Annotated in this window: 17 protein-coding genes; 11 read left to right on the top strand and 6 right to left on the bottom strand. The window is 73.1% G+C overall.

All coding sequences use genetic code 11. The annotated features are described in order from the left end of the window. The first annotated feature begins 63 nt into the window (after window positions 1-63). From I6A81_RS08615 to I6A81_RS08600, 4 genes are all read left to right on the top strand, one after another. Window positions 64-939: a DUF459 domain-containing protein gene (locus I6A81_RS08615; RefSeq protein WP_202998879.1), complete on the top strand. Its 876-nt coding sequence runs from the start codon at window positions 64-66 to the stop codon at window positions 937-939. Window positions 940-1806: 867 nt separating this feature from the next. Then, window positions 1807-2511 carry an alpha/beta hydrolase gene (locus tag I6A81_RS08610; RefSeq protein WP_202998880.1) on the top strand — a complete coding sequence of 235 codons (705 nt, stop codon included), beginning with the start codon at window positions 1807-1809 and terminating at the stop codon, window positions 2509-2511. A 256-nt stretch (window positions 2512-2767) separates the two neighbouring features. Next, window positions 2768-3958 carry a CaiB/BaiF CoA transferase family protein gene (locus I6A81_RS08605; RefSeq protein ID WP_202998881.1) on the top strand — a complete coding sequence of 397 codons (1191 nt, stop codon included), beginning with the start codon at window positions 2768-2770 and terminating at the stop codon, window positions 3956-3958. A gap of 144 nt (window positions 3959-4102) precedes the next feature. After that, on the top strand, window positions 4103-4867 hold the full coding sequence (locus I6A81_RS08600; protein ID WP_202998883.1) for a 3-hydroxyacyl-CoA dehydrogenase: 765 nt from the start codon (window positions 4103-4105) through the stop codon (window positions 4865-4867). Window positions 4868-4950: 83 nt separating this feature from the next. Here I6A81_RS08600 and I6A81_RS08595 read toward each other — a convergent pair whose 3' ends face one another. Beyond that, complete coding sequence (locus I6A81_RS08595; RefSeq protein ID WP_202998885.1) at window positions 4951-6648, bottom strand: MDR family MFS transporter; 1698 nt, start codon at window positions 6646-6648, stop codon at window positions 4951-4953. A gap of 328 nt (window positions 6649-6976) precedes the next feature. Between I6A81_RS08595 and I6A81_RS08590 the strand changes: the two genes are divergently transcribed. Then, window positions 6977-8095 (top strand): TetR/AcrR family transcriptional regulator C-terminal domain-containing protein, encoded by a 1119-nt coding sequence (locus I6A81_RS08590; RefSeq protein WP_202998887.1) that lies wholly within the window; start codon window positions 6977-6979, stop codon window positions 8093-8095. 26 nt (window positions 8096-8121) lie between these two features. On the opposite strand, the gene I6A81_RS08585 is transcribed toward I6A81_RS08590, so the two are convergent. Both I6A81_RS08585 and I6A81_RS08580 read right to left on the bottom strand, forming a co-directional pair. Next, window positions 8122-9297, bottom strand: a complete 1176-nt coding sequence (locus I6A81_RS08585) for a glycerophosphodiester phosphodiesterase family protein (protein ID WP_202998889.1) — start codon at window positions 9295-9297, stop codon at window positions 8122-8124. A 130-nt stretch (window positions 9298-9427) separates the two neighbouring features. Then, on the bottom strand, window positions 9428-10096 hold the full coding sequence (locus I6A81_RS08580; RefSeq protein ID WP_202998891.1) for a GOLPH3/VPS74 family protein: 669 nt from the start codon (window positions 10094-10096) through the stop codon (window positions 9428-9430). A 264-nt stretch (window positions 10097-10360) separates the two neighbouring features. Here I6A81_RS08580 and I6A81_RS08575 point away from each other — a divergent pair, with 264 nt between their 5' ends. The 6 genes from I6A81_RS08575 (at window position 10361) to I6A81_RS08550 (ending at window position 17299) form a co-directional block, all read left to right on the top strand. After that, a complete protein-coding gene (locus I6A81_RS08575; RefSeq protein WP_238428034.1) occupies window positions 10361-11755 on the top strand; it encodes an inorganic phosphate transporter in 1395 nt (464 codons plus the stop codon). A 120-nt stretch (window positions 11756-11875) separates the two neighbouring features. Then, on the top strand, window positions 11876-12400 hold the full coding sequence (locus I6A81_RS08570) for a SixA phosphatase family protein (RefSeq protein ID WP_307874540.1): 525 nt from the start codon (window positions 11876-11878) through the stop codon (window positions 12398-12400). 333 nt (window positions 12401-12733) lie between these two features. Then, window positions 12734-14128, top strand: a complete 1395-nt coding sequence (locus tag I6A81_RS08565; protein WP_202998893.1) for an ABC transporter substrate-binding protein — start codon at window positions 12734-12736, stop codon at window positions 14126-14128. A 104-nt stretch (window positions 14129-14232) separates the two neighbouring features. Further along, the gene (locus I6A81_RS08560) at window positions 14233-15186 is read left to right on the top strand and encodes a carbohydrate ABC transporter permease (RefSeq protein WP_238428057.1); all 954 of its coding nucleotides are present in this window, start codon (window positions 14233-14235) and stop codon (window positions 15184-15186) included. After that, a complete protein-coding gene (locus I6A81_RS08555; protein WP_238428035.1) occupies window positions 15186-16094 on the top strand; it encodes a carbohydrate ABC transporter permease in 909 nt (302 codons plus the stop codon). The genes I6A81_RS08560 and I6A81_RS08555 overlap by 1 nt, the downstream gene beginning before the upstream one ends. Window positions 16095-16102: 8 nt before the next feature. After that, window positions 16103-17299: an ABC transporter ATP-binding protein gene (locus I6A81_RS08550; RefSeq protein WP_202998895.1), complete on the top strand. Its 1197-nt coding sequence runs from the start codon at window positions 16103-16105 to the stop codon at window positions 17297-17299. Between the two features lie 223 nt (window positions 17300-17522). Here I6A81_RS08550 and I6A81_RS08545 read toward each other — a convergent pair whose 3' ends face one another. The 3 genes from I6A81_RS08545 to I6A81_RS08535 all read right to left on the bottom strand — a co-directional run bounded on the left by I6A81_RS08545 (window position 17523) and on the right by I6A81_RS08535 (window position 20857). Next, window positions 17523-19013, bottom strand: coding sequence for an aldehyde dehydrogenase family protein (locus I6A81_RS08545; RefSeq protein WP_202998897.1), 1491 nt, complete (start codon window positions 19011-19013; stop codon window positions 17523-17525). 111 nt (window positions 19014-19124) lie between these two features. Continuing rightward, the gene (locus tag I6A81_RS08540) at window positions 19125-19946 is read right to left on the bottom strand and encodes an SDR family NAD(P)-dependent oxidoreductase (protein ID WP_202998899.1); all 822 of its coding nucleotides are present in this window, start codon (window positions 19944-19946) and stop codon (window positions 19125-19127) included. Then, window positions 19943-20857, bottom strand: coding sequence for a pantoate--beta-alanine ligase (locus tag I6A81_RS08535; RefSeq protein WP_202998929.1), 915 nt, complete (start codon window positions 20855-20857; stop codon window positions 19943-19945). Before I6A81_RS08535 ends, I6A81_RS08540 begins: the two co-directional genes overlap by 4 nt. Window positions 20858-20929 lie beyond the last annotated feature (72 nt).

The raw sequence follows: 20929 nt of genomic DNA, 5'->3' as shown, positions 1-20929 counted from the left end.
AACGGATTGGGGGTTACGCCGCGTCGGTAAGGGGGACAGCACTCCACTTCCCGAAGGAGCGCCGTGCCCGCCGCGCAGTCCGAGCGATCCGACCGCCTTGCCCCCGCTGACCGGAGGGGTCCTGGCGGGAGGTACGAAGGAGTCGACCCGGCCGACCCATCCGACGAGCCGCGCGAGCGGGTGGCGTCCCGCCGGGCCGCGCGGCACCGGAACGCGGCGCGTGGCTGGTCGTGGCGCACCGTCGCCGTGATGGCGGTCGTCGTCGGCGTCCTGGCCGGAGCGGTCGCGCTGCGCGGCATCCTCCTGCCGACGGGCCCGCGGGTGCTGGTCTACGGGGACTCGCTGATGGTCGAGTCCCAGCAGGACTTCCGGGACGCTGCCAGGCGGTCCGGGGCTGGCACGATCCGCCAGAAGATCTGGAGTGGGACCGCGCCGTGTGACTGGGTCGACGACGTGGCGGCCACGGCCCGCGACTTCAAGCCCGTCATCGCGGTCATCGGGTTCTCCGGCAACCCGCGGCCCTGCATGGCCGGGGGCGACCTCGTCGAGAGCTACCGGCGGGACGTCACGGTCATGGTCGCGGCCCTGACCGCGGCGGGCGCGCGGGTGTACCTCGTCGAGGAGCCGGCGACCATCCGGGACACCGTCGACGCCGCCGGCCGCACCCAGCTGGGCCTGCTGTGGGAGGAGATCGCGAGCACCTGGCCGAACACCACGGTGGTGCGTGCCTCGCTGGCGGTCACCGACCAGGGTCGGTTCACCCCGACCCTGCCCTGCGAGCCAGAAGAACCGTGCGGGCCGGACGGCCGGATCACGGTGCGCGCCCCGGACGGTGTGCACTTCTGCCCTCACCCGGTCGAGCCGGCCGGCATCTGCGCCGAGTACTCCAGCGGCGCCCGCCGCTACGGTCTCGCCGTCGCCCGTGGGGTCTTCGGCTGACGCGGCGCCGGGCCGGTCGGACCGGTGGCCCGGCGAGCGAGCGGGCCACCTGGCCGCCGGGCCGCCTGGCCTGCGCGTGAGCGGTGACGCGCGCGGAGGGTGTTTGAGAGCCCGGCTCTCGTGAGATTGTGTTTCTGTGAGATTACGTTTCTATCTCGCCCAGATCTCCTGGCGCGCAGATGTGATTGACATTCTTCACCGATCTAGTGAACATATGCTCATGGCTCGCGCGCGCATCCACCCGTCGTCCGGCCCCTGCCCGGCCGCCGTCGTGCCGGCGTGGCCGTGTCGATCGGATCTTCCCTGTCTCCCGCTCCCGGCCAGCCCGGCGCCCGTCACCCGCTGACGCCAGAGGCCGGCCGGCCGACGTCGGCAGGAAAGCCTGCGCCGGCGGGAAGCAGGCTCCCAGTCGCTGGCTGACGGCACCCGCGCCCGCCCCTGCCCCGTCGGACGGCGCCCTCGCCGCCAGCGCGCGCCTCTTCGCCGGGAGTTCGTTCTCTCGCTACCCCGGCGTGGGAACGGCCAGGTTTCGCGGGCGCACCGTGAACGGGTGCCCCCTCGTGTTCGGGCTGAGCCGGACGCGGTACTGTCCGCCGTCGTCCCGTCTCGCGAACGCGCCATGGCGCTCACGAGACGTGGCCGCGCGTCAACGCGTGCCGCGTACGGTTCCGGTCCTCGGCGAACCCCGCCGGCCCGGCGGCCGCGAGCCGGCGACAGCCCGGCCCGTGGCCGCCAGCCGGGACACCAGGGCCGGCCCGCGCCGGCCCGGCTCGGCCGGCTCCCGTCGGCCAGGCATCGACAGACCGGCGACCGCCGGTACGGCACCACGACGGCCGGCGGCCGCCGGCCAGAAACCAGGAGTGTTCGATGACCCCAACGCTCAGCCCGGCCCCTCCACCGGCCGGGACCGTCACGATCCCGGCGCCCGCGGATCCCTCGGCGCTGGAGATTCCCAAGCCAGCGCGGGCCGGCCGCGGCGAGGCGCGCGGCCGCTTCGAGGGCCGGGACGCCCGCTCCTGGCCGAGCGCGGAGGCCGCCGACAAGCCGCGCGGCTCGGTGGTCGTGCTGCCCGGGCGCGGCGAGACCGCTGACCTGTTCGAGCCGCTCGCGTTCCGTCTCGCGCTCGACGGCTACAAGGTGACCTACCTCGGGCCGGGCGAGGACAGCACGCTCGCGCTTGGCGAGTGCCGCGTTCCTGGGCGGCTGTTCGCGCTCGTCGGCTCCGACACCGGCGCGCTGCGGGCGCTCACCGCCGCCGGTTCGCCGGCGCTGCGCGCCGACGCGCTCGTGCTGCTCGGCCTGCCGCTGCTCTACCGCCCGGTCGGCGGCGAGGTCCCGTCCGAGCCGCCGCCGCGCGCCCTGCCCGACCTCCCGATCCTGCTGGTCCACGGCAGCGACGACGAGGTCAGCCCGCTGCCGGTCGTGCGCATGACGACCCGCACCGCGCCGCGCTCGCATCTGGTGACGGTCCCCGCCGGCCACCAGGTGCTCGCGGAGCCCAGCTGGCGCGCCACGGCCGCGCACACCATCGCCTTCCTGGAGGCCCTCGCCACGGCGGACGCCCTCGCCTGACCGACGGCCCCACCTGACCGACGGCCGCCTGACCGACGGCCCGCCCGGGAGACCCGCGCCGCGCGGCCCGTCCGCGGCGGCGCGCTCCCGACCCCGCGGCGGGCCCGAGAGCCGCCATGCCATCGGTGGACCGAACAGCGCCGGGCGAGTAGACCGGTCTGCGGCGGTGTGAAAGCCGGTTCCAGCTCCGCTGGGCCAGCATCCGCTCCGTGAGCCGGTTCAGGGCGAGAGCTGTTCGGAGGGGAAGGACATGCCGATGGCGCCAGGCGTCCAGGCCACGACGTCCGGGGGGCCGCTGACCGGCCTGCGGGTGGTGGAGCTCGCCGGGATCGGTCCTGGCCCGCATGCCGCGATGGTGCTCGCCGACCTGGGGGCCGACGTGGTCCGGGTGGACCGGCCTGCCGGCGGAGGCGTCCCGGGAGCCCCGTCGAAGGACCATTTGCTGCGCAACCGGCGCTCGGTGGTGCTCGACCTGAAGGACCCCGCCGGCCGGGACCGGCTACTGGCCCTCGTCGAGCGCGCCGACGTGCTCATCGAGGGCTACCGGCCCGGCGTCGCCGAGCGGCTCGGCATCGGCCCCGACGTGTGCCTGGAGCGCAATCCGCGGCTGGTCTACGGCCGGATGACCGGCTGGGGCCAGGACGGTCCCTGGGCGCGGACTGCCGGCCATGACCTCAACTACATCTCCGTCACCGGCGTCCTGCACGCGATCGGCCCGAAGGACGGCAAGCCGGCGGTGCCGCTCAACCTGGTCGGGGACTTCGGCGGCGGGTCGATGTTCCTGCTGACCGGGATCCTCGCCGCCCTGTGGGAGCGGGAGCGTTCCGGCGCCGGGCAGGTCGTCGACGCCGCGATGGTCGACGGCGCGGGCATCCTCGCCCAGATGATGTGGGCCTGGCGGGGGACCGGCTTCTGGTCCGACGAGCGCGGCGTCAACGTGCTCGACGGCGCCGCTCCCTACTACGACACCTACGTCTGCTCCGACGGCCGCTACGTCGCGGTCGGCGCGATCGAGCCGCAGTTCTACGCCGCCCTGCTCGCCGGTCTCGGCCTGGCCGACGCCGACCTGCCCGGCCAGAACGACCGCGCCGGCTGGCCGGCCCTGCGCGCCCGGTTCACCGCCGCTTTCCTGGCGAGAAGCCGGGACGAGTGGGCCGCCGTGTTCGACGGCACGGACGCCTGCGTCACCCCGGTGCTGACGTTCGCCGAGGTGTCGTCGCATCCGCACATGGCCGCCAGGGGCGCGCTGGTGACCCTCGACGGCATCGAGCAGCCCGCGCCGGCGCCCCGCTTCTCCCGGACGGTTCCCGTCACGCCGGCCCTGCCTCCCGCGGCCGGGGCCGACACGGAGGCGGTCTTCGCCGACTGGCTCGGCGCGTCGCCGGCCGCGGCCGGCACCGCGGCGGGCGAAGGAGAGCCGTCGGGCGCCGCCTCGGCCCAGGCCTGACGCGCGGCCGCCCGGCCGGCCGTTCGCGCGACCACGCCGGGCCGAGTGATTCCCGGTATGCCGGGACGCCTGTCCTCCCGCGGCCGCGCAATACTGAGTGAGCGTTCATGAGCGCGCCCGGTGGCGCGAGGGAGGAAGCGGCACGTGGAGATTGCGGGTGCGGTAGCCGTCGTGACCGGCGGCGCCTCAGGTCTGGGCCTGGCCACCGCCAAGCGGATGCACAAGGCCGGCGCCAGCGTCGTCCTGCTCGACCTGCCGACCAGCGCGGGCGAGAAGGCCGCCGCCGAGCTCGGCGAGCGGGCCCGGTTCGCCGCCGCCGACGTCACCGACGAGGCCACGGTCGCGGCGGCCTTCGACGCGGCCGAGGAGCTCGGCCCGGTACGGGTGGTGGTCAACTGCGCGGGGATCGCGCCCCCGGCCCGGGTGCTCGGCCGTTCGGGCGTCCACGCGCTCGACCTGTTCGCCAAGGTCGTGGGCGTCAACCTGATCGGCACCTTCAACGTGCTGCGGCTCGGCGCCGAACGGATCGTGCGCACCGAGCCGCTGCCGAACGGAGAGCGCGGCGTCATCGTGAACACCGCGTCGGTCGCCGCGTTCGACGGGCAGATCGGCCAGGCCGCCTACTCGGCCTCCAAGGGCGGAGTCGTCGGCATGACGCTGCCGATCGCCCGTGACCTCGCGGACAAGCTGATCCGGGTGGTGTCGATCGCGCCGGGCACGTTCGCGACCCCGATGATGCTCGGCCTGCCGACGGAGACGCAGGAGTCGCTCGGCCGGCAGACCCCGCACCCGAGCCGGCTCGGCGACCCCGACGAGTACGCCGCCCTGGTCGAGCACATCGTGGCCAACCCCATGCTCAACGGCGAGGTCATCCGCCTCGACGGCGCCATCCGCATGGCCCCGCGCTAGGGCACCCTGACCGTCCCGCGAATCCTTCCAGGCCGCCCCGTCCGCGATCCGCGCACACGTCGCTCGCGCGGATCGCGGACGGCTTAGTCGAGCACCACGGCCGGGGGATCCCGCCGGGCCTCCCGGTCGTCGGCGGCGAGGGTGGGCTCGGCCGTGGGCCGCGGTGTCGGGGCGAGAGGGTCCGCGGCGAGACCGGCCCGCGCCGGGTCCGGGTCCGACGGACCGGGGGCCGGTGACGCCGCCGATGCCCCCGGGCCCTGCTCCGCGCTGGCGAGCCTCCTGGGGATCAGGAACGCGGCCGGGATCGAGATCAGGGTGAAGATCACCGGCCACCAGAACGTCGTCCCGAACGCCTCCGCGAGCCAGTTCGGCACCGGGCCGCCCGCCGCCGCGACGCTCTCGGCCGTCACCGGGGCGCCGGCCGAGCCCGCCGAGCCGGCGCGCTCGCGGATCTCGGTGGCCAGGACGACGGCGAGGACCGCCGTCCCGAGGGATCCGCCGATCTGCTGCAGGATCCGCGAGGTGGTCGTCGCCCGGGGGATCTGGTCGTGGCGCAGGCCGTGGTAGGTCGCGGTCATCGTCGGGATCATCGTGATGGCCATGCCGAGGCCGCGGACCGCCAGCGAGGACCCGAGCAGCCACTCGCTCGGGGTGTGCCCGGCCTGGGTGTAGGCGACCGAGCCGAGCACGGTCAGCACCAGGCCGGCGATCACCATGCCGCGCGCGGAGAGCCTGTTCGCCCGCGGCGCGAAGACGATCAGGCCGATCCCCATGCCCAGGCCCTGCGGGGCCAGCAGCAGCCCGGCCTCGGTGGCGCTGCGGCCGCGGGCCACCTGCTCGTAGATCGGGGTCAGGAACATGGCGCCGAACAGGGACATGCCGAACAGGAACATCAGGCCGGTCGAGCCGAGGAACGCCGGGTTGCGCAGCAGCCGCAGGTCGATGATCGGCTCGATCCGGGCGCGCAGCGCGTGCACGGTGAAGGCGGCGAGCAGCGCGAGCCCGATCAGCAGCGGGACCAGCACGCGCGCGTTGTCGAAGCTGCCCTCGCTGCCGGCCTCGGAGAAGCCGTAGACGGCGATCGCGAGGCCGGGGGAGAGCAGGGCCAGGCCCAGGATGTCGAGCGGATGGCGTTCGCTCCCGCGCGGGTCCGGCAGGACCCGGATCGCCAGGAAAATCGCGATCAGGCAGACCGGGATGTTGATGAGGAAGATCCAACGCCAGCTGACGCTGTCGACGATCACGCCGCCGAGGATCGGGCCGAGGACCGGGGTGAGGATCGACGGCACCGAGATCGCCGCGATCAGCTTCGGCAACTGGGCGGGGCCCGCGGCCTGCGCGAGGAGCGTCTGCATCAGGGGCAGCAGCAGGCCACCACCGAGGCCCTGCACCACCCGGAAGGCGATCAGGCTCTCCGCCGACCAGGCGAGCCCGCACAGCACCGAGCCGGCCAGGAACAGCACGAGCGACACGATCCACATCCGCTTGCCGCCGAAGCGTTCCACGGACCAGCCGGTCAACGGGATGACCATCGCCAGCGCCAGCAGGTAGGCGGTCGTGACCCACTGGATCGTCGAGACGCCGACGTCGAACGTCCTGCCCAGCGTCTCGATGGCGACCGAGGTGATCGTCGCGTCCAGCTGCACGGCGACCGCGCCCACCAGGATGACGAGCGCGAGCCGGATCACCGCCGGGTCGAGCTTCTCGTCCTTCGCGCTGGTGGCGATGCCGGTGCCGGCCGGCGCGGACGCGGCTGGTGTCTCGGATGGTGGCGAGCTCATCGGCCTCTCCGTTGGGGCTGTGGGTGCCCTGGGCCGTCGACGGAGGACCCCGAGCGGGTGGTCGTTGCCGGTGGCGCCGGCGCGCCGCCGGCCCCCCAGGTCGCGGTCTGCCGCCGGACCGGGGCGGACGGTAGCGAGTTTCCGGGGGGCGGCGGCGCGTCGGGCGCGTCGGCGACCGCCCGCGACAGGGTGCCGAAGGCTCCCGCCGCGGTTGGTCGATACAGCGTATCGCCTTCCGATACGGCGTATCGACAGCGGGGGTGGTGGGTTGCGGGCGCGTGGATGTCAACCCCCTGACCCGGATCCGCCGGCTCCGTATCCTGGGGCGATGCGAGGCCCCGCGGACATGCCCCGCACGCCGAACGGCGCCGCGCCCGGTCCCGGCCCGTTCGGTGAACCCAGGCACGTCAATCCTTCCGGCCGTCCGGGGCCCGTCGAGCCCGCCGGTCCCGTCGAGCCCGCCGGTCCCGTCGAGCCCGCCGTCCCCACGGGGCCAGCGGGTCCGGCGGAGAGCCGGCACACGGGCGCCGGCGACGCCTACGGGCTCCTGGACTGGCCGGGCCAGGACCGCCGGCGCGGGACCGGCCCCCCGCGGGCGCCCGTGCCCCCCGACGGACCCGCGGCGGACCGTCCGGACCCGTCGGCCGGCGACGGCCCGGACGCGCTCGAAGCGCTGTGGCTGCGCCCCCCGCGAGCCGAACGGCCGGCGGCGCTGACCCGGGAGGCGATCGTCGCCACCGCGATGGCGCTCGCGGACGCCGAGGGCATCGAGGCGGTCTCCATCCGGCGGGTGGCCGGCGAACTGCGTGTCCGGCCCATGAGCCTGTACTCGCACATCGCGCGTAAGCAGGACCTGATCGACCTGATGGTCAACGAAGCGGCCGGCACCTGGCTGGTTCCGGGGGAGCTGCCGGCGGACTGGCGCGAGGCGCTGCGCGTGGTCGCCCACCACACCCGCGCCGGAGCGCGCCGCCATCCGTGGATGCTGTCGGTGACCGCGAAGAGCGCCGCGATCAGCCCGAACGCGCTGCGCCACTTCGACCAGTCGCTCGCGGCCCTGTCCGGGCTGGACCTCGACCGGGACCGCAAGCTCGCGATCCTGTTCGCCGTCGACACCTACACCGTCGGCCAGGTCGTCCGGGAGCTGGCGGCCCAACGGGCGTCCCAGCCGGCCCCGGCGGCCGGCGACGCCCGGGCACCCGGTTCCCGGCTCCGGGCGGCCGAGGGCTACCTGCGCCGGCTGATCGACACCGGTGGGTACCCGCACATCGCCGAGTTCGGGATCGACGCCCTGATCGACGCGCATGAGGCCGAGCCCGACGCCGCCGACCGCCTCTTCGCCGACGGCCTCGACTGGCTCATCGACGGCATCGCGGCCTCGCTGGCCGCGGAGCCGGGCGAGGCCGGCGGAGCCGGCGGGATCGGTACCGGCCCGGCCGGTCCCTGAAACCGTCGGCTAAGGCCGTCGGCCGGTCAGGCGGCAGGCCACAGGTCGTGGCGCCGCAGGACCTCGCGGAGCAGCTCCGGGCGGTCGGTGATGATGCCGTCGACGCCGAGCCTCAACAGCATGGACATCGAGGCCTCGTCGTTGACCGTCCAGACGTGCACCGGCAGGCCGACCGTGTTCATGTAGCGCACGAACCGCGCGTCGCACACCGGAAGCGCGCGGAACGACACCGGCACCTGGACGACGTCCCGCCCGATGAGCCCGCGCGGCCTGCGGTGCCCGTTCGCCGCGGCGGTGGCCTGCGCCGGCACCACCGTGGCGGCGCCGCCCGCCGCGTGGTCGCCCGCCGCGCCGTCGTCGCCGGCGGCCCGGCCGAGGCCGCGTGCCCCGGGACTCGGCATGGCGCCGTCCGCTCCCACTCCCGCCGTCCGGCTGGAGCCGTGGCCGCCGAGGCGCGAGCCCCAGGAGGGCCGGCGGCCGCGTTGGCTGACGCTCAGCCAGGGAGGCAGGACGCTGCGCAGGCGGGCGACCGCGATCGCCGACATGCCCGCCCCGACGCACAGCCCCGGCCCCGCCAGCCGGCGCGCCTCGCGGGCGACGGCATCGTCGAAGGAGGTGACGCAGACGCGGTCCAGCGCGTTCGCCCGGCGCAGGGCCTCGAGCGTCGGGGCGAGCGCGGCCGGCTCCTTGACGTCGAGGTTCAACCGCAGGTCCGGCCAGCGGTCCAACAGGTCGTCCAGCCGCGGGATCGGCTCCCCGTCCGCCGAGCCCACCCAGCCGCCGTCGTCCCGTGCCCCGGCGTCGCCGCCCGCGCCGCCGGGCGCCGCCGGCCCCTGGGGAGAAGTCGTCGATCCCTGGGGAGAAGCAGCCGGCCCTTGGGGAGAAGCGGCGGGGGAGACGGCCTCGTGGGCAGCCGGCGCCGCCGCTGGCGTGCGCGGGCGGACGAGGCGGACCCGGCTGGCCTCGGCGAGGGTCAGGTCGGCGAGCCGGGTGGCCCGGTCCGCCACGCGTTCCAGGGTCGAGTCGTGCAGGATCATGACCGTGCCGTCCCGGGTGGCGCGGACGTCGGTCTCCAGATAGCGGTACCCGAGCGCGACGGCGTTCTCGAACGCCGGCCACGAGTTCTCCGGCCACGGCCCGGCTCCGCCCCGGTGCGCGAAGGGGATGGGCCCCGGGTGATCGAGGTACGCATGGCGGGCCATTGAACGTCGCGGGTCCTCTCGGCGTGTGGCGGTCAGTGGGCGGTCGGCCCCTCCATTGTCCGTCCCCGGCCCCCGCGCAGCCCGTCCACGCGAGCCACCGGCATGCCGGACCGCCAGGCAGTGCCGTGGGTCAGGCCGAGCTGCTGCCCGCGGTGGCCGCCACGCTGGCGCCGATCGCCGCGTTGGTCGCCGCCTGCGCCTCCCGCAGGACGCGCACCACGACCGGGGCGACCGGCGTCGCGGCTGTGGCCGTGGCGATCCGCTCCTTGGCGTGCTTGTGGTCGGCCCGGTCGGGCGCCACGACCTCGAGCAGCCGCGACGGGCCGGCGAGCGCGAGCAGCGCCGCGGTGCGGGCGTCGAGCGGGCCGCTGCCACGGGCCGCCTCCTGGGCGCGGCGCACGACCTCGTCGCGCAGGTCGGTCCGCAGCACCGGATGACGGGTGACCGGGAACAGCAGCATCCGACGCCGTTCCCGCCCGATGACCTTCTCCTCGACCAGACGGTCGACCACCGTGCTCCACACCCCGCCGAGCGCCTTGTCGAGCCGGCGAACCTGGTCGGCGGCTCGGCGGCCCTTCACCGTGCCGACCGCGCGGTGCGCCGCCGCCAGCAGCGGGTCGGGCGGCGTCGGCCCCACCGGGTGGAACCGCTTGCCGTCCACGACCACGCCGTGGGCGAGGCCGAGTTCGGCGATGAGCGCGCCGCTCAGCGTCATGGTCAGCGGCTGCCGCGACGAGTTCACCGGCGAGCCTTCGGCCGGGTCGAGGGCGAGCAGGAGCAGTTCCTCGGCAATGAGCACGGTCCGCCTCCAAGGTCGTCTTTGGCTGGCTGTGGCCTGTCGTGCGGCGTGATCGGTCACGCTCGGCACCGATCGCTGACGTGATCTCGCTACCCACCCGACCCGGGCTCACTCCTGCTCCCAGCGCACTTCCATGCCGCCCGCCGCCCGCCGCCCGCCGCCCGCGGCACCGCGGCCCGCCGCCCGCGGCGCCGGGCTACCCCGGTGCCCGGTGTTCTGGCGATGGCCAGGTGCGGTTCACCCGACAGCGGGTAGCGCGGCTGCATGGATCTGACGACGGTGTCGCTGATCGGACTGGTCGCGCTCGCGCTGCTGTTCGACTACACCAACGGCTTCCATGACGCGGCAAACGCGATTTCGACCGTCGTGGCCACCCGGGTACTGCGCCCCCGCTGGGCGGTGGCGTGGGCGGCGTTCTTCAATCTGGTGGCGTTCGGGATCTTTGGGACGCTCGTCGCCAACACGGTCGCGGCGACCGTGAAGGAGGAGTTCGTCGATCTCGCGGTGATCTTCGCGGCTCTGCTCGGCGCGATCACGTGGAACTACCTGTCATGGCACCTGGGCCTGCCAACCTCGTCGTCCCACGCGCTGGTCGGAGGCCTCGTCGGCGCCGGGCTCGCCGCCGCCGGCCTGGACGCCATCAAGGCGTCGAGCGTGCAGAAGACGCTCCTGTTCATGGTGATCTCACCAGTAGCCGGGCTTTTGGTCGGCATGGCACTGATGGCGCTGCTTCGGCTGCTGCTCGCCAGGCATGACGTCGAGCGCACCGAACGCGGCTTTCGGTTCGCCCAGCTGGCCTCGTCGGCCGCGGTCTCGCTGGGACACGGCGGCAACGACGCCCAGAAGACGATGGGGGTGATCGCGGCACTGCTGGTCGCCACCGGGCACCTGGACGGCGGCGAGAAGCTCGACATCCCGCTCTGGGTGGTCCTGGCCGCGCATGCCGCGATCGCCGCCGGCACGCTGTCCGGCGGCTGGCGGCTGGTGCGCACGATGGGCATGAGCATCACCGAGCTGCGCCCCGTCAGCGGGTTCGCCGCGGAGACGTCCGCGGCGGCGGCGATCTTCGCCTCGACGGCGGTGGGCGCCCCGGTCTCGACCACCCACACCGTCGCCGGCGCCATCACCGGGGTCGGCACGGCGAACGGGGCGGCGCCGGTCAGATGGTCGGTCTTCTCCAAGCTGATCGTCGCCTGGATCGTCACGATCCCGTTCGCGGCGGCCTGCGCCGCCGTCATGTACTGGCTGACCACGATCCCGAACCAGCCGCTCGCCGCGTCACTCGTCACCCTCGTGCTGCTGGTGCTGCTGGCGGCCCTGGGGCTGGCGTTGCGCAGCGCCCCGCGCGCCGCGGACATCGGCGCCGAGCTCGACGACGGCGCGGGCAGGCGGGAGGTTCCGGTGCCGCTTCGGCCCGGTACCGGCTCGGTCATCGTGCACCGCGAGGACGAGAGCGCGGGCGGTGGCCGTCGCGACGCCCCCGAAGACCGTGTCTGCGCGGGCCGGACTTCTGAGGACCGCACCTCTGAAGAACGCACCTCTGAAGACCGCGTCTCCGAAGACCATGCCGGTCGCGGGCACGCCGGCGCCTCCGCCGGCGACCGCGCGCCGTCCGCCGCGGGAACGGAACGCCGCGCGGATCGTCGGCGCCCCCTGTGAGCCGCCGGGCCGCCCCGCGGTGTCGACCCGGCACAAGGCCGACTCGGCCCGGCGGCCGATCGCCGGAGCCCATTGGCGGCACCGGGCGTTATTCACCCGACAAACTGGCAGGAACCTACTGTGACTCCTCCCGCCGCCGCCCAGCCGACACCGGGCCGCACCGTGCTGATAGTCCGTCATGCCAGGGCCATCCCGAAGGACAGCTGGACCGGCCCCGACGCCGATCGCCCGCTGACCGCGGCGGGTGTCCGCCAGGCCGCCACCTTCGCCCAGGTGGTGACCAGGGATCTGCCGGTCCGACGTGTGCTCACCAGCCCGACGCTGCGCTGCGAGCAGACCGTCGCCCCGCTCGTCGCCGCCCGCCGGGTCCCGCTGCTGCGCCGCGCCGCGCTCGGCGTCGACGGATCCGCGCGGGCGCTGCTCGAGCTGCTGGCCTCCGACGAGGCCGACGGCGCGGTGCTGTGCACGCACGGCGAGCGGCTGCGCGACCTGTTCGAGGCCTGGCACGCGCGCGGGCGCCACGGCGTGCCGAGTTCCGACGGGCGCACCCGGAAGGGCGACGCGTGGCTGCTGCGCGGCTATCCGTCCGAGGACGCCACGGTCGAGTACCTGGTGACGCCGGATCTCCACCGTTCGGGCCAGTAGCGGCTTCGGCCTGGTACCGGGCGCCGTCACAGTTCTTCACCTTCCAACCCGGCATCTCGATGCCAATACGCGCAGGGGCGCAATCGCGCCGTCGGGGCCGCGCAACGGAGCGGACGACAATTTGAAGATCACGAGAAATGGTCCCGTAACGGCGGGTTTACGTCTTCATATGCCCGGGAATGGCGGAGCCACCGCTGGTCACTGAGACCGGTGGATGCACGACGCGGGGCGACGTGGCCCGGTCGTCGGTGGCGGAGCGGACATCATCCGGTCATGGACGTCTCCCGCCCCGCGTCGCCCTGGCAGCGTGACGTGGGGTGGTGAGCACGGCCCATGAGAATTCGACAATCCCGTCGACCCCGTGGACCCCGTCGGCCCAGCCGACATTTCGGTCCCGGTCCGGGAGCGGCGGTGCCCGTCCACGGCGGCCACCGCGACCCGAGGACCAGCCGGGGCCGCCGGTCCACGGCGGCCGTGGCGGGAGCGCTCGCGCTGGCCGCGGGGTCGGCGCTGGCCGGTTGCGGTGGTTCCGACGACGGGAATGGCGGGCGCGGGCCGGTCTCCCTGACCTGGTACGTCTACAACGAGTCGTCCGGTTCGTTTGCGAAGGCCGCCGCCGACTGCTCGGCCGCGTCGGACGGCCGGTACACGATCGGCATCAACGTGCTGCCGAACGACTCCGACGGGCAGCGCCAGCAGCTGGTCCGGCGGCTCGCCGCCGAGGACTCCTCGATGGACATCCTCACGCTGGACGTGACCTGGACCGCCGAGTTCGCCGAGGCCGGCTGGGCCGTGCCGTTCCCGGCGGCGGAGGCCAGGCGGGTCACCGACGGGATGCTGCCGGTCGCGGTGGAGACCGGCACCTGGGAGGACCAGCTCTACGCCGTGCCGCTGAACACCAACGCCCAGCTCCTGTGGTACCGCAAGGACCTGGTGCCGAACCCGCCGCGGACCTGGGACGACATGCTGGCCGAGGCCCGGCGGCTGGCCGAGGCGGGCAAGCCGCACTACGTCGAGGTCCAGGGCGCCCAGTACGAGGGCTACACCGTGCTGTTCAACTCGCTGGTGGCCTCGGCCGGCGGCCAGATCCTGAACGACGAGGGCACCGAGGTGGTGCTCGGCCCGCCGGCGGAGAAGGCCGTCGAGGCGATCCGCGCCCTGGCCCACTCGCCGGCGGCCGACCCGTCCTGGTCGAACCAGAAGGAGGACGACAACCGCCTCGCGTTCGAGACCGGGTCAGCCGCCTTCCAGCTGAACTACCCGTTCATCTATCCGTCGGCGCGGCAGAACAACCCGGAGCTGGCCGACAAGATCGGCTGGACCCAGTGGCCGACGCTGGTGCCCGGACAGCCGTCGCACACCACGATCGGCGGCTACAACCTCGCGATCGGCGCCTACAGCCCGCACAAGGCGCAGGCGGCCGCGGCGATCGAGTGCATGACCAGCCGGGAGAACCAGATCCGGACCGCGATCGACGGCGGGCTGCCGCCGACCATCGAGGATCTCTACACCGACCAGGAGTTCATCGACGGCGGCTACCCGTTCGCTCCCGCGATCTACGAGGCGCTGCGGAACGCCAGCGTGCGACCGCAGACGCCGGCCTACCAGAGCGTGTCGCTGCAGATCGCGCACACCCTGTCACCGCCCTCCTCGGCGAGCCTGGGGCGGCTCGACAGCCTGCGCGAGGCGATCGCCGACGCCCTCGAGTCGAAGGGACTGGTGCCGTGAGCGGAGCGGAGCATGGCGTGGGGCGCCCGTCCGACGGAGGAGGACGGAGGCGGAGCGCCGTGCGGAGACGGAGCGAACCAGAGACACAGACCGCCGGCGAGGCGATGGCGAACGCCGGTGAGCCGACGAACGCCGATGAGCGGACGAACGGCCCGGCACCGGCGAACCGGCGACGGGCGCCGCTGTCGGCGGGGGCGCGGGCGGAACGCCGGCTCGGCTGGGCGCTGTGCGCGCCGGCGGTCATCGTCATCCTGGCGGTGACCGCCTACCCGATCGGATACGCGGTCTACCTGTCCCTGCGGCGCTACGACCTGCGGTTCCCGGACGACTCGAAGTTCGTCGGGCTGGCGAACTACGCGACCGTCCTGACGTCGTCGCTGTGGTGGCAGGCGCTCGCGGTGACCGTGATCATCACGGTGATCTCGGTGGCGATCCAGTTCGTGCTGGGGATGGCGCTGGCGCTGACGATGCACCGGGCGCTCGTCGGCCGCGGCCTGATCCGGACGGTGATCCTCATCCCGTACGGGATCGTGACCGTGGTCGCGGCGTTCGGCTGGCGGTACGCCTGGACGCCGGACACCGGCTACCTGTCCGGCCTGTTCGGCGACGCCACACCGCTGAGCTCGCAGGTCTGGGGCATCGCGGTGATCATCCTGGCCGAGGTGTGGAAGACGACGCCGTTCATGGCGTTGCTGCTGCTCGCCGGGCTGGCGCTGGTCCCGGAGGAGCTGCTGCGGGCGGCGAAGGTCGACGGGGCGACCGCCTGGCAGCGGTTCACCCGGGTGATGCTGCCGCTGATGAAGCCGGCGATCCTCGTCGCGCTGCTGTTCCGGGTGCTGGACGCCTTCCGCATCTTCGACAGCATCTATGTGCTGACCGCCGGGGCGTACGACACCCGGTCGGTGTCGATCCTGGGCTACGACAACCTGTTCACGGCGCTGAACCTGGGCGTCGGCTCGTCGTTGTCGGTGCTCATCTTCCTCGTCGTGGCGCTCGTCGCGTTCATCTTCGTCAAGGGGTTCGGCACCGCCGCACCCGGTGGGGAGGGCCGCCGCTGATGGCCACCATCGCCTCTACTCCCGGTGCCTCTACTCCCGGTGCCTCCGCTCCTGGTACCACCGCGCGTGGCCGGCGCCCGTCCGGGGAGCGCACCGCGCTGCTCGGCTGGTCGGCCGCGAACCTCCTCATCCTCGGAATCTCGCTGGTGCCGCTGCTGTGGCTGGTGTCGCTGTCGTTCAAGACGCCGGCCAGCATCACCGACGGCAGCTTCATCCCGAACGAGTGGACCCTGGAGAACTACCGGGGGATCTTCGGTGAGTCGCTGTTCACCCGGGCGCTGCTGAACAGCCTCGGGATCGCGCTCATCTCCACCGTGCTCGCGGTGGTGCTCGGCTCGATGGCCGCCTACGCGATCGCCCGGCTCGCCTTCCCGGGTAAGCGGCTGCTCATCGGGCTGGCCCTGCTGATCGCCATGTTCCCGCAGATTTCGCTGGTCAGCCCGCTGTTCAACCTCTGGCGGCAGATTGGCATCTTCGACACCTGGATCGGGCTCATCATCCCGTATCTGACGTTCTCGCTGCCGCTGGCCATCTACACGTTGTCGGCCTTCTTCCGGGAGATCCCGTGGGACCTGGAGAAAGCCGCGCAGGTCGACGGCGCCACCCCGTTGCAGGCGTTCCTGCGGGTCATCGCCCCGCTCGCCGCGCCGGGCATGGTGACCACCGCGATCCTGGTGTTCATCTTCTGCTGGAACGACTTCCTGTTCGCGATCTCGCTGACGTCGACGGAGCAGTCGCGGACGGTCCCGGCCGCCATCGCGTTCTTCACCGGGGCGTCGCAGTTCGCCCAGCCGATCGGCTCGATCGCGGCGGCGGCCGTCGTCATCACCATCCCGATCATCATTTTCGTGCTGCTGTTCCAACGTCGGATCGTCGCCGGGCTGACGTCCGGCGCGGTGAAGGGATAGGCCCGGCCATGGCGGACATCGTTCTCGACCACGTCACCAAGCGGTTCCCGGACGGCCGGCTCGCGGTGGACGACGCGAGCCTGTCCATCACCGACGGCGAGTTCGTCATCCTGGTCGGCCCGTCCGGCTGCGGGAAGTCGACCACCCTGAACATGATCGCCGGCTTGGAGGACATCACCACCGGCGAGCTGCGGATCGGCGGCAAGATGGTCAACGACCTGGCGCCGAAGGACCGCGACATCGCCATGGTGTTCCAGAGCTACGCGCTCTACCCGCACATGACGGTACGGAAGAACATGGGCTTCGCGCTGGCGCTGGCGAAACGCCCGAAGGACGAGATCAACCGGAAGGTCGAGGAGGCCGCCCAGGTGCTCGACCTCACCGAGCACCTCGACCGCAAGCCGGCCCAGCTGTCCGGCGGGCAGCGGCAGCGGGTCGCGATGGGCCGGGCGATCGTCCGTTCCCCGAAGGCGTTCCTGATGGACGAGCCGCTGTCCAACCTGGACGCCAAGCTGCGGGTGCAGATGCGCACCGAGGTCTCCCGGCTCCAGAACCGGCTCGGCACCACCACGGTCTACGTGACCCACGACCAGACCGAGGCGATGACGCTCGGCGACCGGGTGGCGGTCCTGCGGTCCGGGCGGATTCAGCAGGTCGGCACGCCGACCGAGCTGTACAGCCGGCCGGCGACCGTGTTCGTGGCCGGCTTCATCGGCTCACCGGCGATGAACTTCGTGCCGGCGACCCTCGAGGAGGGCGAGCTGCGCACCCCGTTCGGGACGATCACCCCGGACGACCGGCAGCGGCGGCTGCTGGAAGGCTGGAACGGCGGCGCGGCCGGCGGCCGGTCGCTGATCGTCGGGGCGCGGCCCGAGCACTTCGAGGACGCCGCGCTGGAGCAGGTGAAGGACCGCCCCGGCCCGCGGTTCACGGTCACGGTGGACGTGCTGGAGCGGCTCGGCTCGGACAGCTATGCCTACTTCACGGTGGCCGGCGGCCGGGCCAGGGCCGCCGACCTCGAGGAGCTGGCCCATGACGCCGGCACCGTCGACCTGGCCAGCGGGGACCCCCAGATCGTCGCCCGGCTCGACGCGGTCAGCCGGATCCGTGAGGGCGAGAACGCCGAGCTCTGGCTGGACACCGACCAGCTGCACCTGTTCGACCCCGACACCGGTCGCAACCTGGACGCCCCGGCCGCCACCTGACCCGGAGCCGACGCGTTCGGAGAACCCTCTTTCACGATGTCCCGCGCGCTCGAAGCGCCGTCAGCCCGAGCGCGGTGCGCGTTGGGCCGGTCGTAGGGCAGGGAACCGCGCCCTGCCGGCCACCCTGCCCAAACCGTCTCGACGTCTCGCCGGCCCGTCGGCCCGCGAGCGCGCGGGTCATCGTCCCATCGGGTTCCGAAGCCTTCGTGGAGCCAGTGCCGCCCTACGCGACTCCCTCACTGATGATCTTCACTTCCGTGTACTCCTCGAAGCCGAGGGCGCCCATCTCGCGGCCGATGCCACTTTGCTTGTAGCCGCCGAACGGCACCGCGCAGCTGAAGTACATCCCGCCGTTGACGTTCACGACGCCCGAGCGGATCTTCTCGGCGATCGCGCGGGCACGGTCGACATCGGCGCTCTCGACCGTGCCGGCGAGCCCGAAGATGGTCGAGTTGGCGATCCGGACCGCGTCCTCGTCGGTGTCGAACGGGATGATGACCAGCACCGGACCGAAGATCTCCTCCTGGGCGATCCGGGAGTCCGGGTCGACGTCCGCGAAGATCGTCGGCTCGACGAAGTAGCCGCGTTCCAGATGCGTGGGCTTGCCGCCGCCGAGGACGAGCCGGGCCCCCTCCGCCTTGCCGATCTCGATGTAGTCCAGCACCCGCTGGCGCTGCTTCGCGTTGATCAGCGGGCCCATGTAGGTGTTCGGGTCGGCCGGGTCGCCGTAGGGAACGGCGCGGAAGGCGTCCGCGACCTTGGCGATCGTCTCTTCGTAGCGAGGGCGCTGGACCAGCAGCCGGGTGTTGATCGAGCACCCCTGCCCGGCCTGCGACAGCGACTGGTAGGCGATCATGAGCGCGTTCGTGTCGACATCGGCGTCGTCGCACTGGATCCAGGCGGACTTGCCGCCGAGCTCCAGGAAGACCTTCTTGACCGTGCTCGCGGCGACGGCCATCAGGTGCCGGCCGACAGCCGTCGACCCGGTGAAGCTGATCAGGTCCACCCGTGGGTCCTCGGCCAGCAGCTGGGCGACGGCGTTGTCGGACGTGGGCACGACGTTGAAGACACCCGGCGGCATGTCGGTCTCCTCGGCCACCAGCCGGCCCAGCGCGGTGGCGTTCCACGGCGTGTCCGGCGCGGGCTTGAGAATGACCGTGCACCCCGCGGCCAGCGCGAACGCCGCCTTTGCCAGGTTGACCTGCATCGGCGCGTTCCACGGGGTGATCGCCGCGACCACGCCGACCGGTTCGCGGTACTGGCGGCGCCGGCTCATCCGCCCCATCGACTCGCCGACACCCAGGTCCTGGACGAACGTGTATCGCTCGGCGAGGTCCGCGGCGTAGGTGATGTTGTCCAGGGCGCGGGCGAACAGCGGTACGTCCAGGCTGACGTTCGTCGCGCCGACCTCCGCGCGGATCGTCTCGCGCAGCTCCGGCGCATGCCGCAGCAGCGCGGCGTGCAGCTGGCGCAGGCAGCGGACCCGTAACCCGACGTCGCTCGCCCAGGTGCCCTCGTCGAAGGCGCCCCGGGCGGCGGCGATCGCGTCGCGCATGTCCTCGGCCGTCGCGTCGGCCGCGACGCCGATGACCTCCTCGGTCGCCGGGTTGACGTTCTCGTAGGTCCGCCCGCCGGCCGCCGGGCGCAGCTCGCCGCTGATGAACAGGCGCTCCTCGACGAACAGGCCGGATGGGGTGATCACGTTTGCCGACATGCGTGCTCCTCGACAGGTGAGATGCCGTTGATGGTCACGACGGGCGCGGCGCGCCGCGAGTGAGGCCGGACCGGGTGCCACCGACCAGCGGGCCGCCCGGATCGCCGGCGCTCAGCTGGCGCCGCGGGCGGCGGGCAGGTTGTAGCGCTGGAGGGTGGGCTGGAAGTTGCTGGCCCCGCCGTCGACGGTGATCTGAGTACCGGTGACGTACTTGGACTCGTCGGAGGCCAGGTAGACGGCGGCGGCGGCGATGTCGGCCGGCTCGCCCAGCCGGGGCAGGACCAGCATGCCGCGGATGACCTGCATGTACTCCTCGTCGGCGAGCAGGTTGCGCATGCCCTCCTCGCCTGTGTAGATGAAGCCGACGATGATCGCGTTGGCGCGGATGCTGTCGGCGCCGTAGTCGGCGGCGAGCTGCCGGGTCAGCACGTTCACGCCGCCCTTCGCCGACTGGTAGGCGGGCCGGGACCGCAGCGAGCGCAGGCTGGACGACGCCGAGATGTTGACGATCGAGCCGCCGCCCGCGGCCCGCATGTGCGGGATGGCGTACTTGCAGGCCCACATCGTGCCGTAGAGCGCGGTGCGGATGATGTAGTCCCAGTCCTCGGTGCTGATCTCGTCGACGTGGTTGTCGCGGCCGCTCGCGGTCACGTCGGTGGCGGCCGCGCTGTTGACGAGCGCGGTGACCGGGCCGTAGGTCTCGACGGCCGTGGCGACCGCGTGCGCGACGTCCTGTTCGACCGAGCTGTCGGCCTGGACATAGGTGACGGCGTGGCCGCCGGCGCGCAATGTCGCCTCCAGATCCTTGCCGCGGCCCGCGTCGCGGCCGGTGAAGGCGACCGACGCGCCCTGCTCGGCGAACATCGTCACGATCCCGGCGCCGATTCCCGCGGTGCCGCCGGTGATCAGCGCTACCTTTTCCCGCAGTCTCATTCCACACCTTTCGTCGTGTCGTTCCCGGTGGAGGCCCCGCCGTCGGCGGCCCCGACCCGGCCGGTCTGGGCGGGGACGGTGACGCCGATGTTGTCGACCAGCGGGGTGTCGCCGAACGTGGCCGAGACGAGCAGCCGGACGTCTCCCGCGAGGTGGTCGAGCGGGCGCAGCGTGTCCGCCTCGACGGCGTGTACGTAGTCGACGGCCGCGACGCCGCCGACCCGGTCCGCGACCAGGCTGGTGACGGCCCGCGCGTCGCGTTCCCCCGCGTGGACCAGCCGGGCGGCCTCGGTGAGCGCGCGGTAGATCACCGGGGCGGCCGCGCGCTGGGAGGCGGTGAGCCGCACGTTGCGGCTCGACCGCGCGACGCCGTCCGGCTCGCGCACCGTCGGACAGCCGACGACCGTGGACGGCAGCAGCAGGTCCTGGGCCGCCCGCCTGAACAGGACGAGCTGCTGCCAGTCCTTCTCACCGGAGTAGTTCGTGCACGGTCCGGCGATGTTCAGCATGCTGATCACCATCGTGGCGAGAATGCTCGCGTGGTCGTGCCCGAGCAGCCCGGGCACGTCCGGCACGAGCTCCGACTGCGCGAGGAAGGTGACCGGGCGCCGCGCGTACAAGTCATCGCGCCGCATCACCAGAAAGAGGTCGACGCCAGCGGCCGCCAGCAGTTCCTTGTCCCGTTCGATGTCGCGCTCGTAGACCTGCGCCGACACCGGTGTCCAGTCGAGCCGCACCACGCCGGCGTAGAAGAGGGCCACGACGTCGTTCTCCCGCCGGGCCCGCTCGACCAGCGACAGGTGGCCCTCGTGAATGGCGCCGCTGGTACCGACCATCCCGACGGTCCGGCCGGCCGCCCGGTGGGCGTCGAGCAGCGCCCGGGCCTCCCGGTGGCCGTGCAGCGTCCGCATCGCCGTGCCCGTCGTTCCCGCCACTGTCGTCGTGCTCGCCGCTGTCGTCGTGCCCGCGGCGCCGGTCGCCTC

The sequence above is a fragment of the Frankia nepalensis genome (assembly GCF_016786325.1).
Lineage (GTDB): Bacteria > Actinomycetota > Actinomycetes > Frankiales > Frankiaceae > Pseudofrankia > Pseudofrankia nepalensis.
This window is presented reverse-complemented; position numbering and strand designations above follow the sequence as displayed.